Below are 13,581 nucleotides of genomic sequence, written 5' to 3'. Positions count from 1 at the left end.
CGGGTTGTTGAATTGCGCGGCGTTGCCGGAGGTTATATTCCGCCAGCGATGGGCGCTCTGCGCCGCTAGGGGTTAGATTGATGAAGAATTTCCGTATCGCCGTCTGGATCGCCGTTCTGCTCGTCGCAGGCGTGCTCGGCTGGCTGACGCTCAATATCACCAAGACCAAGGACCTGCCGCTGGCGGCCGAAGGGCCGTATGGCGTGCCGTTCACGCTGGTGGCGCAGGATGGCAAACCGATCACCGAGCAGGCGCTGCGGGGCAAGCCGAGCGCGCTGTTCTTCGGCTTTACCCATTGCCCCGAAGTCTGCCCGACGACGCTGTTCGAGCTCAATGGCTGGATGGAGAAGGTCGATCCCGCCGGTGACAAGCTGAATGCCTATTTCATCACCGTCGATCCCGAGCGCGATACGCCGGAGATCATGAACCAGTATGTCTCGAACGTCTCGAAGCGCATCACGGGCATCTCTGGCTCGCCGGACAAGATCGCCGATGTCGTCAAGGGCTTCCGCGTCTATGCCAAGAAGGTGCCGGTCGACGAGAACAATCCGAACGGTGACTACACGATGGACCATACGGCATCGGTTTTCCTGCTCGATGGGCAAGGCCGTTTCGCCGGCACCATCGCCTATGGCGAAAATCCCGATACGGCTGTAAAGAAGCTCGAGAACCTGATCACCAAGGGGTGACACATGCCGGGCGGACATCGTGATATCCTGATCGTCGGGGCGGGGGCGACCGGCCTGACTGCAGCGCTCGAACTCGTGCGGCGTGGCCACCGCCCAAGGATCATCGACAGTGATGCCGGCCCGGTGCCGCTGGTGGAAAGCCGGGCGCTCGGCATCAATGCCCGGACGATGACGCTTCTTTCCCCCTCGCGGGTCAGCGACGTCATCCAGCAGGTGGCCTTCCGCGTCGACCGTCTGCGGGCGCGCTCGGGCGAGCGCATCCTGTTCGAGATCGATCCGGGCCGTGTTACCGGCAAGTTCCATGCGATGCAGATTCTGGCGCAGGGGCATACCGAGCGGCTCTTGATCAGCAAGCTTTCCGACTATGAGGTCGAGCCGGAATGGCAGACCGTGCTGGAGCGCGTCGAGGGCAGCATGGAGAAGCCCATTGTCGTGCTGCGACGTGCGGATGGCACGGCTGAAGAGGTGGCTCCCGATATCCTGATCGGCGCCGACGGCGCCCATTCGGCGGTGCGCAAGGCGGCCGGGCTCGGCTTTCCCGGCCAGGCGCTGGAGGCCAGTTTCTATCTCGCCGACTATCAGTATCCGCAGCCGGTCGATCCGCATTATGTCGAGATCGAACTCGTCGATCCCGGCATGATCGGCCGCCTGCCGGTGTCCTCGGATACGGTGCGCTACCTCTCGACGCTGCCGGATTTCGAAAAGCGCATCCGCCATCCGATGCCGGGCGGCCAGGCCGTCTGGGTCTCGAATTTCCGCATCCATTTCCGCCATGTCGAGAAGATGTCCGTCGGCAATGTGTTTCTGGCCGGAGATGCGGCGCATATTCATTCGCCGGCCGGTGCGCGCGGCATGAATCTCGGCATCGAGGATGCCTGCTGGCTCGCCTATCTGATATCGGAGGGGCGCGAGCAGGAATATTCGGCGCGGCGCATTCCCGCCGTCAAAACCGTGCTGAAGCAAACCTATGGTTTGACGTCGATGGTGACGATGCGTAATCCGGTAGCGACGAAATTGCGCAACATGCTTGCTCCGCTCGCCGTTCGCATTCCCTTTGTTGCAAACCGCCTGCTGCGCGGTGTTGCCGGTTATGATACGCCGCCTCCGCCCTGGATCGATGGCGCCCAGTAAAGAAAGACGAATTCGTGAGTGAAATCCGCCTGTATGTCTCGACCACCGAGAAGAAGGCCGAGCAGGTGCTCGATCTGCTGACCGAGGTTTTCGGCGAAGAGGACTTCGCCATTGCCACGACCGAGATCGACGAGAAGAAGGATATCTGGGAAGCCTCCGTCTACATGATGCGGGAAGACGAGGACGAGGTGCGCCGGCGCGTCGACGAGGCGCTGACGGCTGCCTATCCCGAGCTTTCGGTCGAGCGCGAGGTCATTCCCGATGTCGACTGGGTGGCGAAGTCGCTCGAAGGGCTGAAGCCGGTGCGGGCAGGGCGCTTCCTGGTGCATGGCTCGCATGACCGCGACAAGGTGCGCTCCGGCGATATCGGCATCGAGATCGACGCCGGCCAGGCCTTCGGCACCGGCCATCACGGAACGACGGCCGGCTGCCTCGAGGTGATCGACCGGGTGATGCGCTCGCGCACCGTCAGGAATGCGCTCGATCTCGGCACCGGCAGCGGCGTTCTGGCAATCGCCGTGCGCAAGCTGAAGAACATCCCGGTTCTGGCGACCGACATCGACCCGATCGCCACGCGCGTTGCCGCAGAGAACGTGCGCACCAACGGCATATCGTCGGGGATCGTCACCAAGACGGCGCCGGGCTTTCATTCCACCGCCTTTTCCGAATACGGGCCTTTCGATCTGATCATCGCCAACATTCTGGCACGGCCGCTGATCCGCATGGCGCCGAAGTTGACCGACAATCTGGCGGCTGGCGGCACGGTCATCCTGTCGGGCATTCTGGCATCGCAGCGCTGGAAGGTGTTGTCGGCCTATAATGGCCAGAAGCTTCGCCATGTGCGCACCATCTGGCGCAACGGCTGGGTGACGATCCATCTCGATCGTCCGTAAGGGCCAGGGAAAGCAATTCCGGGAAAAAGAAAAGGCGGTGCCAATGGCACCGCCTTTTGACCGTCTAACGGTCGTGCCCACGAGCTAAAGGAGGAGGAGCGCTCGAGTGGGCTCTACAGTTCTGATTGCCGGTCCGTCGAGGGAGGAGGAGAGACGAAGCGGCAAATAGCTCAGAACGCGTAGCTGGGTGCGCCCTTGTGGCGCGTAGCCTTGTGGCTGGTGCCGAGCATCTTGAGGCTATCCTCATTGAGCGGGCGGCGCGAGCCGATGACATGACGGACAGTCTGGCGCTCGCCAGCCTGCACCGGGCTGCTGTAAGCGAAGCGCGACAGAGAGGCAGTCATTTCAAAATTCCTTTTTCGTTTGAGGTTCATCTCGAACCCGTTTGATGCGCTCTATATAATCATCCGAAAAAACTCAGGCAGAGGGTTTGCGTCATGGGAGCCATGCGTGGAATGCATAAAGCGTGCCAGTTTCACATTTGCTGTCACATTTCTGCCAAAATAATGGGCGGCCTGCCTTAAGGAGAGGTGGCGGTGTTTTTCTCCACTTCCCTAGAAATTCCGGTAACATAGCGCCAACCGCTCTCAGGCGGATTCGGCCTTCAGCATTGGGTTTTCAGCATGTTTCAGTCTTTTGAAGTGACGTCCACGCCGCAATTCGGCCGCGATCGGGTCTCGGGTTTGCGTGAAAGTTTCGATGCGCTCGGGATCGACGCCTTTCTGGTGCCGCGCGCCGACGAGTTCAACGGCGAATATGTGCCGAAATGCGCGGAGCGGCTGGCCTGGATTTCCGGTTTCACCGGATCGGCCGGCATTGCGCTGATTGCCCGCACGCAGGCGATCGTCTTCGTCGACGGCCGTTACGTGACGCAGCTTGCCGAGCAGGTGGACGGTTCCGTCTTTACCGGCGGCGATCTCGTCAACGAGCCGCCGCATCTGTGGATCCCGAAGAACGGCAAGGAAGGCATGCGTCTCGGCATCGATCCCTGGCTGCATTCGGGATCGGAAGTGCGCAAGCTGCAGCAGGCGCTGTCCGAGATCGGCGGCAGCCTTGTGTTCCTGCCGCACAATCCGCTCGACAGGCTGTGGAGCGATCGTCCGGCCGAGCCGTTGGGCGCCGTGGCGATCCAGAATATCGCCCAGGCGGGCGTGCTGGCGAAGGACAAGATCGCGACTGTTGCCGCTGACCTTGCCAAGAAGAAGGTGGCGGCGGTGCTGATCGCCGATCCTTCCTCGATCGCATGGATCTTCAATATCCGCGGTGCCGACGTGCCGCATACGCCGCATCCGCTGGCGCGCGCCATCATTCATGCCGACGGCAAGGCCGAGCTCTTCCTCGACAAGCGTAAGACCGGCATCGAGCAGGAGGCCTATCTTGCGCAGATCTCGACGCAGCTGCCGCCGTCGTCGCTCGACGAGCGGCTGGCTGCGGTTTCGAAGGATGGCGGCCGGGTGATGATCGATCCCGAGATCGCCTCCTATGCGCTCGCCGAGATCATCCGCAAGGCGGGCGGCGAAGTGGTCGAGGGCGCCGATCCGGCGAAGCTGCCGCGCGCCATCAAGAACGATGTCGAGATCAACGGTTCGGCCGCAGCGCATCTGCAGGACGGTGCGGCGATGGTCGAGTTCCTCTACTGGCTCTCGACGCAGAAGCCCGGCGGTGTCACCGAGATCCAGGCCGCAGAGAGGCTTGAAGCGGTGCGCGCCAGCGTCGGCCAGAGCATGCAGAACCCGCTGAAGGATGTGTCCTTCGATACGATCTCGGGTGCCGGCGAACACGCGGCGATCATGCATTACCGCGTCACTGTCGATACCGACCGGCCGATCCAGGCGGGCGAGCTGTTCCTGATCGATTCAGGCGCGCAATATATTAACGGCACCACCGATATTACCCGCACGGTCGGCATCGGTGCCGTCACCGAGGAGCACAAGCGCTTCTTCACGCTGGTGCTGAAGGGCATGATCCAGATCAGCACGGCGCGCTTCCCCAAGGGCACGCGCGGCTGCGATCTCGATCCGCTGGCGCGTATCGCGCTGTGGCGGGCAGGGGCCGATTTCGGCCATGGCACCGGCCATGGCGTCGGCTCCTATCTGTCGGTGCATGAGGGGCCACAGCGCATCTCCAAGCTTTCGACGCAGGAGCTGCTGCCCGGCATGATCCTTTCCAACGAGCCGGGCTATTACCGGCCGGGAAGCTTCGGCATCCGCATCGAGAACCTGATCTATGTGCGCGAGGCCGAAGAGGTCGCGGGCGGCGATACGCCGATGCGCAGCTTCGAGACGCTGACCTTCTGCCCGATCGACCGCTCGATCGTCATTCCGGAACTCCTGACGCATGACGAACTGCACTGGTTCAACGACTATCACGCCCGCACCCGCGAGGCGCTGATGCCGCTGATCCATGACAAGGATGTCCAGGCGTGGCTGGAGAACGCGACGCTGCCGCTGGAATATTGAGGCGCGATATCCCGACAAAAACAAAGGGCGGCCTCGAGCCGCCCTTTTCCGTTACATGCCGATCGTGTGGCGCCAGGCCATGACGATGACCCAGGCGACGGCGAGCATCCACATATGCGAGTAGCGCAGGCCGATGACGAGGGCGGCGGCGAGCGCCAGCTTGGAATCCCAACCGCCATCGAAGAAGGCGGGGGCGACCAGCGTCGTGAGGACGGCGGCGGGAACGGCATTGAGCGCCGCTTCCATGCGCGGCGGAATGCGCTTCATCGTGGTGATCAGCACGTAGCCGCCGATGCGCGTCGCATAGGTGGCGACGGCGGCGGCGATGATGACGAGGACCATGTGGAGATCGAATTGCATGATCAGACCTCGTGCGGCTCGTTGGCCGGTTCCGGCGCATGGACGGCGGGTAGCGGCAGCAGGGCTGCCAGGATGATGCCGGCAGCGGCGCCGAGGCTGACATGCCAGGGCGAGCCGACGAGGTGATAGGCGATCACCGAGGCGACGGCGCTGACGAGCGCTACCGGCAGGAAGTTGTCGCGGCTGCGGAAACCGAGCACGATGCCGAGGAAATAGGCGGGCAGCAGGATATCGAGGCCGAGCGTCTTGGGATCGCCGATGAAGCTGCCGAGAACGCCGCCGAGCAGGCTGATCAGCACCCAGGGAATGTAGATGATGATGCCGAAGCCGAGGTACCAGATGAAGGTGACCGGCTTGCCAGCCTCGCCGCGCTTGACGGTTTCGGCAAATTGCGGATCGACCAGCAGGAAGAAGGTGAAGAACTTCTGCAGCGCCGTGAAATGGCGGATATGCTTGGCGATCGCTGCCGAATAGAGCACGTGGCGGAAGTTGACGGCGAGGATCGAGGCGACGATCACCCAGGCCGGGACATTGCCGCCGAAGAGCTCGATGCCGACCATCTGGCTGGCGCCGGCATAAACAGTGGCGCTCATGAAGGTGAGCTCGGCAAGCGACATGCCGTGATCGGCGGCGAGCGCCCCGAACAGCGCGCCGAAGGGGGCGGAGGCGAGGGCCACGGCAAAGCCGCCCCGCAAGCCGTCAACGAAATCCGACCGACTCATCGGTATCTTCCTTTTCTCGAATGGGCCTCCTCTATGGCGCAAAGGCTTCCGCCGCAATCGAATTTCCTTGATTGACCGATCGATTTCGCTGAACGGTGGTGGCGTTCACGAGGAGAGGAAGAGCGATGAAAGCGGTGGAATTCTCGAAGGATGAGAAGGCGCAGCTGAGCGCGCGCATCCAGCATTTCTTCGACAGCGAGCTCGATCAGTCCATCGGCATCATCAAGGCCGAGCTGGTCATGGAGTTCTTCGCCAAGGAAATTGGTGCCGCCTATTACAAGAAGGGGCTGCAGGATGCGCATGCGGTCTTTGCCAAGCGCGCCGAGGATGTTGCCGACGACATCTACGGATTGGAACGGGCGGCGACGGACTGAGGCTCAGGCCTCGAGCACCTGTTCGCTGCCGATGATCTCGATGCCGCGGGCGCGCATTTCCGCGATCGCAGCGTCCACACCCTCGGCGGTGATGCCGCGGCTGGCATCTTCGATGAAGCGGACCTTGACGCCCGGGATCATGTCGAGCGCGTCGATCGCCGAGAACTTTACGCAATAATCGGTAGCGAGGCCGCAGACGTCGAGCTCGGTGACGCCCTGGTCTTCGAGGAAATCCGACAGGCCGGTCGAGGCATCGCGGTCGTTGTCGCGGAAGGCCGAGTAGCTGTCGACATGCGGGTTTTCACCCTTCTGCTGGATAAGGTCGATCTCGTCGGCCTTCAGTTCCGGATGCAGCTCGGAATCGACTGTGTGCTGGACGCAATGATCCGGCCACAGCATCTGCGGCTTGCCGGAGAGCTCACCCATTTCGAAAGGTTGTTTTCCAGAATGGGAGGAGGCGAAGCTGCCGTGGCCGGGCGGGTGCCAATCCTGCGAGGCGACGATCAGTTGATATTTTCCACTGTCGATCAGGCGATTCGCCACCGGGACGACCTTGTCGCCATCGGGAACGGGAAGGTTGCCACCGGGGCAAAAGCCGTTCTGGATATCGACGAGCAGAAGCGCTCTCATCAAAAAGGACTCCCTCGAAGCGTGTCTTGCGCAATCGGGATCGCGATCATCTCAAGCGATTAGTGGGGGTCTCAGGCTTTGCATGCAAGCCCTATTTTTCGGGTATTTCGATTGGCGGTGCGGTACTTTAAGCACGTTCGCCTCATCTGCCTGACATCACGCGCGTGGCGTGTGCATTTTGCCGTTCTCTGCGTCTTTAGACTGCGGCAGTCCGGTGACGCGGCTGCCACTCATCAATCAACGTCCATCTTCCCCGGCAAGGCTCCCCCGGCAGAGCCCGGCTCGGGTCAGATGGCCTGGATCTCGCCCTGCGTGTCTGCCGTATCGGCAGCAGGGGAGGAACCGTAGGTATTCTGGTAGGCCTGCTGCGACTTCTGGATATCGCTGAGGATATTGGTCAGGAACTGATCGTCGTCATCGCCCGACGCATTGCCTGCGAGGGCCTGCGTATCGCCGGAGAGGATTTCGCTGGTCGTCAGCTGACCGTCGCCATTGGCATCGAGCGAAGCAAGAACGCCCTGCGGGCCGCTTGCGGCGTCGGTGCCGTCACTGCTGTCATCGCTGCTGGTGCCGCTATCGGATTGCTGCTGCATCTGCAGCATCATGTTGAGGATATCGGCGGTGATGCGCTGCACGACGTCGGTGGTGGAACCGCTGTCGTCGTCGGTGCTGGTGGAGGACGCCTTCGCAGTACTGGTGGCGGTCGTCGATGCACCGGTGGAAATGTTTGCCGCAGCAAGCTCGTCGGCGGAGATAATGCCGTCGCCGTTCTTGTCGAGGCTCGAAATCGGGGACTGATACTGGGTGAGGGCGCTGCCCAAGGATGATACACTGGTCACTAGAACCTCCTTTGCGAGTTCATCGTGAAGCCCGGTCTTCATGGCCGGACAGGAGCCGGGCTAAGCCGATTTGCGAGTCGGGTCAAAGCGGCGTTTTGACAGGGGAGAAGTACGATTGACGGATGATGCCGACGCAGTCTAAACTTTGGCGTACCGAAATTATATCTTTGAAATAGAATGGTATTTTAGAGCGATCTTCGACGAATCTCCTTCGGTTTTCTGTTGGTTTTTGGCATTTTGCGCCGGTCTCGCCATGCCAGGCGACCGTTGCCTGCCTCTTGGCACGCCGTCGCCGGCTGCGGCATATTGTCGAGCGCAGCGCGCGCCTTGCGCGGTTACAGGGAATCAATCGCGCTGCCGGGAGGAGACGAATGGCCATCAGCATCGTGCGCCTGGGATCGCCGCGCGGAAAAGACGAGGGCGTGCGGATCGGCACCGTCAGGCGGCCGCCGCGTGGCGTGCCGAAGGAAGAATTCGCCAGCCGTGACTATTACGATGTCTGGCTGCCGATGCTTTCGCCAAGCGCCGAACTCGTTGCCGAGGCGCGTTCGGCCGAAACAGAGAAGGAGTGGCAGGCGTTCAGCAGTGCCTTTCTCAAGGAGATGGCGGTGCCGGATGTGGCGCGGGTGCTGGATATGCTGGCGCTGCTGTCGCAGGGCACGAATTTCGCTGTCGGCTGCTATTGCGAGGAGGAGAGCCGCTGCCATCGGAGCCTGCTGCGTCAGCTCTTCGAGGAGCGCGGCGCCCGGATCGTCTGCGTTTCAGCCTGAACGGCGCGCAGCAAAAAGGCGCGAACCCCGGCCCGCGCCTTCTGTTCCCTTGCGTCGAGGGCTCAAGATCCGATGATCTTGTTGCAGGCCATGGCGATGCCCGGATTGCCGATGATGGCAACCAGGAGCGAAAGGCCGATCATCGACAGCGAGTAGCGTTTCATCTGCTTCCTCCTTATCCAGCCCGCGGGCAGTATGCGGGAGGAGGGGCAGCAGACGAAGTCACGAATGGGTGACATCGGCTCACATAAGGTCCATCGCGCCGTGAAGCCTTGCCCTGCACCCTGCGTAACCCCTTGCCGAGATGCGCCATTTCTGCCTTTCTTGGGATGACCGTCATCGGGAGGGAAAGCGGTGGCAGAGCCCGGTCCAGAAGAGAAGATCGACTCGACATTCCGGAACGGCTCGCTGACGGCGGCCGGGATCATCCTCGGCTTTTCCCTGAATTTCATCAGCCGCTGGGTCTCCAACCCCAACGACTGGAGCCGCATCGACATCCTCCCCATGGCCTTCCTCACCGTCGGCATCGCCATCCAGGTCAAGGTCTTCGCCGATCTGCTGGCGCGCGACTCGCTGATCGCCGCCAACTACGACCGCTCGCGGCGGCTGTTTCTCATCGGACTGGTGATCGTGGCGCTGGGGATGGGGATTGCGCTGCTGAACGATATTCTGGGGTTGGGGTCAATGCAGATGTTGGGGTGACGTTAGACTTCGTCCAGCCAATGCGCAGGATCGCGCTTTCCGTGGACGATCGCGATAATGAGGACGCCGTAGGCGGTGGGCTCGTAGATCGCGATATAGTAGCCCTCAATGAGGAGGCGGGCTGTCTCGCTGAGCTCGGGGCGGGAAGGCCCTATTTCGGGATGCGCCGCGGCGAGTTCGAATTTGTCGAAGAGGCGGACAATGAGCTGATCGGCAGCGGCTTCGTTATGCGCGGCGATATGGTGCCATATCTCGCGGAGATCGTTTTGCGCTCTGGGCGTCAGCCTGTAGCTAGCCACGTGCGGAGCGTTCCGCCTTCAGGCTCTTCAAGAACGCTGCGGGATCGACATCTTCGCCTTCTCCGCTGTTTTTCCCGTCATGATAGGCTTGCTTGAGCCGGTCCAATTCGAGGGCGCGGACGTCTTCGCGCTGTTCCCATAACCGCAGTGCGTCGCGGACAACCTCGCTGTTCGACGCATAGCTGCCGCTGTCGACGGCGCTTTGCAGTCGCGCGGCCTGTTGAGGTGTCAGCGAGACGGTAAGGGTTCGCATGTTCGTGCTTTTCATGGGCGTGACCATAGCACGGCAAACAATATCTAACAAACTTTGTTAGGTGACGGCCTAAACCCGCTCCACAAACCCATCCAGCACCCGCTTCTGCCCGGCCCGGTCGAAGTCGATCGTCAGCTTGTTGCCTTCGATACCGACGATATTGCCGTTGCCGAACTTCATGTGGAAGACGCGGTCTCCGGTCTTGAATTTCGAGGGTTCGGTGGAGGTGGATTTGGCGACGAGTTCGCCTTCGATGGTGCGGCCGCGCGGGCCGCTTTCGCCATAGCCAATGCGTTCGACGGCGTGGCCGGAGCGGGTGCCCCAGTTGTCGCGGGTGGCATCGGTCTTGTTCTGCTGGGCGCGTTTCCAGCCGGGTGTCGAATAGGAATTCTGGAAGGGATCGGCCTTGTCGAAGCGCGACTGGCCGTAGCCTCCGCGTCCGTAGCCGCCATAGCTCTGCTCGGTCTCGGCGACTTCGACATGCGTTTCCGGCAGTTCGTCGAGGAAGCGCGACGGGATCGTCGATTGCCAGAGGCCGTGGATGCGGCGGTTGGAGACGAACCAGATGTGGCAGCGGCGCTTGGCGCGGGTGATGCCGACATAGGCGAGGCGGCGTTCTTCCTCGAGACCGGCGCGGCCGCTTTCGTCGAGCGAGCGCTGATGCGGGAAGAGGCCTTCCTCCCAGCCGGGCAGGAAGACCGTGTCGAATTCGAGCCCCTTTGCCGAATGCAGCGTCATGATCGAGACCGCGTCGAGGTCTTCGTTCTGCTCGGCATCCATGACCAGCGAGACATGCTCAAGGAAGCCGCGCAGCGACTCGAAGCTGTCCATCGAGCGGATCAGTTCCTTGAGGTTGTCGAGGCGACCCGGCGCTTCGGCCGTCTTGTCGTTCTTCCACATGTCGGTGTAGCCCGACTCTTCGAGGATCGTCTCGGCAAGTTCGGTATGCGGGGTATTTTCCAGCAGTCCCTGCCAGCGGCGGAAGGACTGGATGACGTCGAAGAGCGCCTTGCGCGCCTTCGGCTTCAGTTCGTCCGTCTCGATCATGTCGGCGGCGGCGGCCAGCATCGGGATGTCGCGGGCGCGGGCATAGTCGTGCAGCGCGCGCACCGTGGTGTCGCCGAGGCCGCGCTTCGGGGTGTTGATGATGCGCTCGAAGGCGAGATCGTCGGCCGGTTGGGCGACGAGGCGGAAATAGGCCATGGCATCGCGGATTTCGAGGCGCTCGTAGAAGCGCGGGCCGCCGATGACGCGGTAGTTGAGGCCGAGTGTCACGAAGCGGTCTTCGAACTCGCGCATCTGGAACGAGGCGCGCACCAGGATCGCCATGTCGTTCAGCTTATGCTTGTCGCGCTGGAGCTGCTCGATCTCTTCGCCGATGGCACGGGCTTCCTCTTCGGAATCCCAGGAGGCATGAACCTGCACCTTGACGTCTTCGGGATCGGAGCGGTCGGTGAACAGCGTCTTGCCGAGGCGGCCTTCATTGTGGGTGATCAGGTGGGCTGCGGCGCCGAGAATATGGGCCGTCGAGCGGTAGTTGCGCTCCAGCTTGATGACCTTGGCGCCCGGAAAGTCCTTCTCGAAGCGCAGGATGTTGTCGACTTCGGCGCCGCGCCAGCCATAGATCGACTGGTCGTCGTCGCCGACGCAGCAGACATTCTGCGGCTCGCCCTTCGGCCGCTGGGCGAGAAGCCGCAGCCACATATACTGGGCGGTGTTGGTGTCCTGATACTCGTCGACGAGGATGTAGCGGAAGCGGCCGTGATATTCCTTCAGGAGGTCCGGGTTTTTCCGGAAGATCGCGATCGGATGCATCAGCAGGTCGCCGAAATCGCAGGCGTTCAGCGTCGACAGGCGGTTCTGATAGGCGAAATAGAGTTCGCGGCCCCGGCCATTGGCGAATGCGCGGGCATCGCCTTCGGGGATGTCGGCAGGGCCGAGACCCTTGTTCTTCCAGGTGTCGATCATCCCGGCGAACTGCTTGGCCGGCCAGCGCTTGTCGTCGAGCCCTTCGGCCTGGATCAGCTGCTTGATGAGACGCACGACATCGTCAGTATCGAGAATGGTGAAATCCGAGCGCAGGCCGACGAGCTCGGCATGGCGGCGCAGCAGCTTGACGCCGATCGAGTGGAAGGTGCCGAGCCAGGGCATGCCTTCGACCGCGCCGCCGACGAGAACGGCGATACGTTCCTTCATCTCGCGGGCCGCCTTGTTGGTGAAGGTGACGGCGAGGATCTGCGAGGGGAAGGCGCGGTTGGTATTGAGGATATGGGCGATGCGCGTCGTCAGCACGCGGGTCTTGCCGGTGCCGGCGCCTGCGAGAACGAGGACGGGGCCTTCAAGCGTTTCGACGGCGTCGGTCTGTTCCGGGTTGAGGCCGGAGAGATAATCCGGGCGTCTTCCGCCATCGCGCGCTGCCATGGCGCGGGCCGCCAGGCCGCCCGCTGCAGGGGCGCCAGCAGCTGGTTTGCGCGGCGCCTGCGGCTCTTCGTCGAAGAAGGGGATGTCGTCGAAACTATTGCTCATGCCGCGTAATGTAGTGATTCGGTACCGAAAGACCAGAAAAGATGTTCTGGTTCCGTACCCCGGGCTTTTATGGGGTTTTCTCCGGGCGGAAGGCGAGCGCCACCGAGGCCAGCGCCAGCAGCGGCGGAAGCGCGAAACACCAGACGCCCGCGACGATATAAGAGAGTGCTGCCAGCCCGCAGCCGAGTGCGAAGGCGGCAACGGCGAGCGCCATCTTCGAAAGACGGGTTTTCACCGGCTTTTCGGGATCGCCCGTCGCGCCCTGGGCGACATCGGCAAGGTCGATCATAATCTGCGTCGTCGTACCGGTCATCAGTGTGGTCGGCGGAGCGGATGAGAGGTGGATGCGGTGGACGGCGTTCTGGATCGCCATGGCGGTGACCAGGAGCATACCCGTCGCGACCAGCGGCAGCCCATCGGGATCGGCGAATGGGCCGAGTCGGATCGCCAGTACCGCACCTGCCGTCAGGAACAGCAGCTTGAGGATCAGCATGATGCGCAGGCTATGGTCACTGTTTCTGACGCTGCGGCGCATGACGTAACGCAGCAGGAAAATGGTGAGGCAGAAGACCGGCAGCGCCAGAAGCTTGGCGATGATGCCCGAGGTGCCCGAAGCGAGTGCTGCGCCGAGCGTCACGAAATTGCCGGTAACATGGGCGGTGAAGAGACCGCCGAGCCCCAGGAAACCGGCGGTATCGACATAGCCGCCGGTGAAGCTCAGGAGGAAGGGAAGGGCGGGGCGCATCGGTCCTCCGGATACGGGGGATTGAGAGAAATCTGCGTCTTCTACTGCGCTTTTCTGGCATCGCTAAAGAAGCGGGCCGTAAAATTCTTCAAAAAGCTGCGCTTCTCAAGCAAAAGTGACTTGCATCGCCACTTTCCGGACCTCGTCCAGATTACAATTCTGTAATGACGGATGGATACGCTTGAAGCC

General features: G+C 62.1%; 16 protein-coding genes. 7 read left to right on the top strand and 9 right to left on the bottom strand.

Annotated elements, in window-relative coordinates:
* The first annotated feature begins 80 nt into the window (after positions 1-80).
* From ABIE40_RS11740 to ABIE40_RS11730, 3 genes are read left to right on the top strand one after another with little or no spacing between them, the layout of a single operon-like run.
* On the top strand, positions 81-689 hold the full coding sequence (locus tag ABIE40_RS11740) for an SCO family protein (protein WP_199629171.1): 609 nt from the start codon (positions 81-83) through the stop codon (positions 687-689).
* 3 nt (positions 690-692) lie between these two features.
* A complete protein-coding gene (locus ABIE40_RS11735; RefSeq protein WP_199629170.1) occupies positions 693-1,820 on the top strand; it encodes an FAD-dependent oxidoreductase in 1,128 nt (375 codons plus the stop codon).
* 14 nt (positions 1,821-1,834) lie between these two features.
* Positions 1,835-2,713, top strand: a complete 879-nt coding sequence (locus ABIE40_RS11730; protein WP_130278005.1) for a 50S ribosomal protein L11 methyltransferase — start codon at positions 1,835-1,837, stop codon at positions 2,711-2,713.
* A 170-nt stretch (positions 2,714-2,883) separates the two neighbouring features.
* On the opposite strand, the gene ABIE40_RS11725 is transcribed toward ABIE40_RS11730, so the two are convergent.
* Positions 2,884-3,057 (bottom strand): hypothetical protein, encoded by a 174-nt coding sequence (locus tag ABIE40_RS11725; RefSeq protein WP_165402589.1) that lies wholly within the window; start codon positions 3,055-3,057, stop codon positions 2,884-2,886.
* A gap of 279 nt (positions 3,058-3,336) precedes the next feature.
* Here ABIE40_RS11725 and ABIE40_RS11720 point away from each other — a divergent pair, with 279 nt between their 5' ends.
* A complete protein-coding gene (locus ABIE40_RS11720) occupies positions 3,337-5,172 on the top strand; it encodes an aminopeptidase P family protein (protein WP_199629169.1) in 1,836 nt (611 codons plus the stop codon).
* A 51-nt stretch (positions 5,173-5,223) separates the two neighbouring features.
* On the opposite strand, the gene ABIE40_RS11715 is transcribed toward ABIE40_RS11720, so the two are convergent.
* Together ABIE40_RS11715 and ABIE40_RS11710 are read right to left on the bottom strand one after the other, a co-directional pair.
* The gene (locus ABIE40_RS11715; protein ID WP_112715432.1) at positions 5,224-5,532 is read right to left on the bottom strand and encodes an AzlD family protein; all 309 of its coding nucleotides are present in this window, start codon (positions 5,530-5,532) and stop codon (positions 5,224-5,226) included.
* A gap of 2 nt (positions 5,533-5,534) precedes the next feature.
* On the bottom strand, positions 5,535-6,254 hold the full coding sequence (locus tag ABIE40_RS11710; protein WP_112715430.1) for an AzlC family ABC transporter permease: 720 nt from the start codon (positions 6,252-6,254) through the stop codon (positions 5,535-5,537).
* Between the two features lie 125 nt (positions 6,255-6,379).
* Between ABIE40_RS11710 and ABIE40_RS11705 the strand changes: the two genes are divergently transcribed.
* Positions 6,380-6,628 (top strand): DUF2164 domain-containing protein, encoded by a 249-nt coding sequence (locus tag ABIE40_RS11705; RefSeq protein ID WP_199629168.1) that lies wholly within the window; start codon positions 6,380-6,382, stop codon positions 6,626-6,628.
* 3 nt (positions 6,629-6,631) lie between these two features.
* Here the strand turns inward: ABIE40_RS11705 and pncA are convergent, their stop codons facing one another.
* Both pncA and ABIE40_RS11695 read right to left on the bottom strand, forming a co-directional pair.
* Positions 6,632-7,258: a bifunctional nicotinamidase/pyrazinamidase gene (pncA, locus tag ABIE40_RS11700; RefSeq protein ID WP_199629167.1), complete on the bottom strand. Its 627-nt coding sequence runs from the start codon at positions 7,256-7,258 to the stop codon at positions 6,632-6,634.
* A gap of 287 nt (positions 7,259-7,545) precedes the next feature.
* Complete coding sequence (locus tag ABIE40_RS11695; protein WP_112715743.1) at positions 7,546-8,097, bottom strand: hypothetical protein; 552 nt, start codon at positions 8,095-8,097, stop codon at positions 7,546-7,548.
* Between the two features lie 371 nt (positions 8,098-8,468).
* On the opposite strand from ABIE40_RS11695, the gene ABIE40_RS11690 reads away from it, so the two are divergent.
* Both ABIE40_RS11690 and ABIE40_RS11685 read left to right on the top strand, forming a co-directional pair.
* Positions 8,469-8,867, top strand: a complete 399-nt coding sequence (locus tag ABIE40_RS11690) for a DUF488 domain-containing protein (RefSeq protein ID WP_199629166.1) — start codon at positions 8,469-8,471, stop codon at positions 8,865-8,867.
* A 354-nt stretch (positions 8,868-9,221) separates the two neighbouring features.
* The gene (locus ABIE40_RS11685; RefSeq protein WP_130278011.1) at positions 9,222-9,569 is read left to right on the top strand and encodes a hypothetical protein; all 348 of its coding nucleotides are present in this window, start codon (positions 9,222-9,224) and stop codon (positions 9,567-9,569) included.
* A 2-nt stretch (positions 9,570-9,571) separates the two neighbouring features.
* On the opposite strand, the gene ABIE40_RS11680 is transcribed toward ABIE40_RS11685, so the two are convergent.
* The 4 genes from ABIE40_RS11680 to ABIE40_RS11665 form a co-directional block, all read right to left on the bottom strand.
* Positions 9,572-9,868, bottom strand: a complete 297-nt coding sequence (locus ABIE40_RS11680) for a type II toxin-antitoxin system RelE/ParE family toxin (protein WP_199629165.1) — start codon at positions 9,866-9,868, stop codon at positions 9,572-9,574.
* Positions 9,861-10,121 (bottom strand): type II toxin-antitoxin system ParD family antitoxin, encoded by a 261-nt coding sequence (locus ABIE40_RS11675; RefSeq protein WP_199629268.1) that lies wholly within the window; start codon positions 10,119-10,121, stop codon positions 9,861-9,863. Before ABIE40_RS11675 ends, ABIE40_RS11680 begins: the two co-directional genes overlap by 8 nt.
* A gap of 69 nt (positions 10,122-10,190) precedes the next feature.
* Positions 10,191-12,647, bottom strand: a complete 2,457-nt coding sequence (locus tag ABIE40_RS11670) for an ATP-dependent helicase (RefSeq protein ID WP_199629164.1) — start codon at positions 12,645-12,647, stop codon at positions 10,191-10,193.
* A 67-nt stretch (positions 12,648-12,714) separates the two neighbouring features.
* Complete coding sequence (locus tag ABIE40_RS11665) at positions 12,715-13,392, bottom strand: YoaK family protein (protein ID WP_199629163.1); 678 nt, start codon at positions 13,390-13,392, stop codon at positions 12,715-12,717.
* Positions 13,393-13,581 lie beyond the last annotated feature (189 nt).

The organism is Rhizobium sp. OAE497 (assembly GCF_040546565.1).
Classification (GTDB): Bacteria; Pseudomonadota; Alphaproteobacteria; order Rhizobiales; family Rhizobiaceae; genus Rhizobium.
This window is presented reverse-complemented; position numbering and strand designations above follow the sequence as displayed.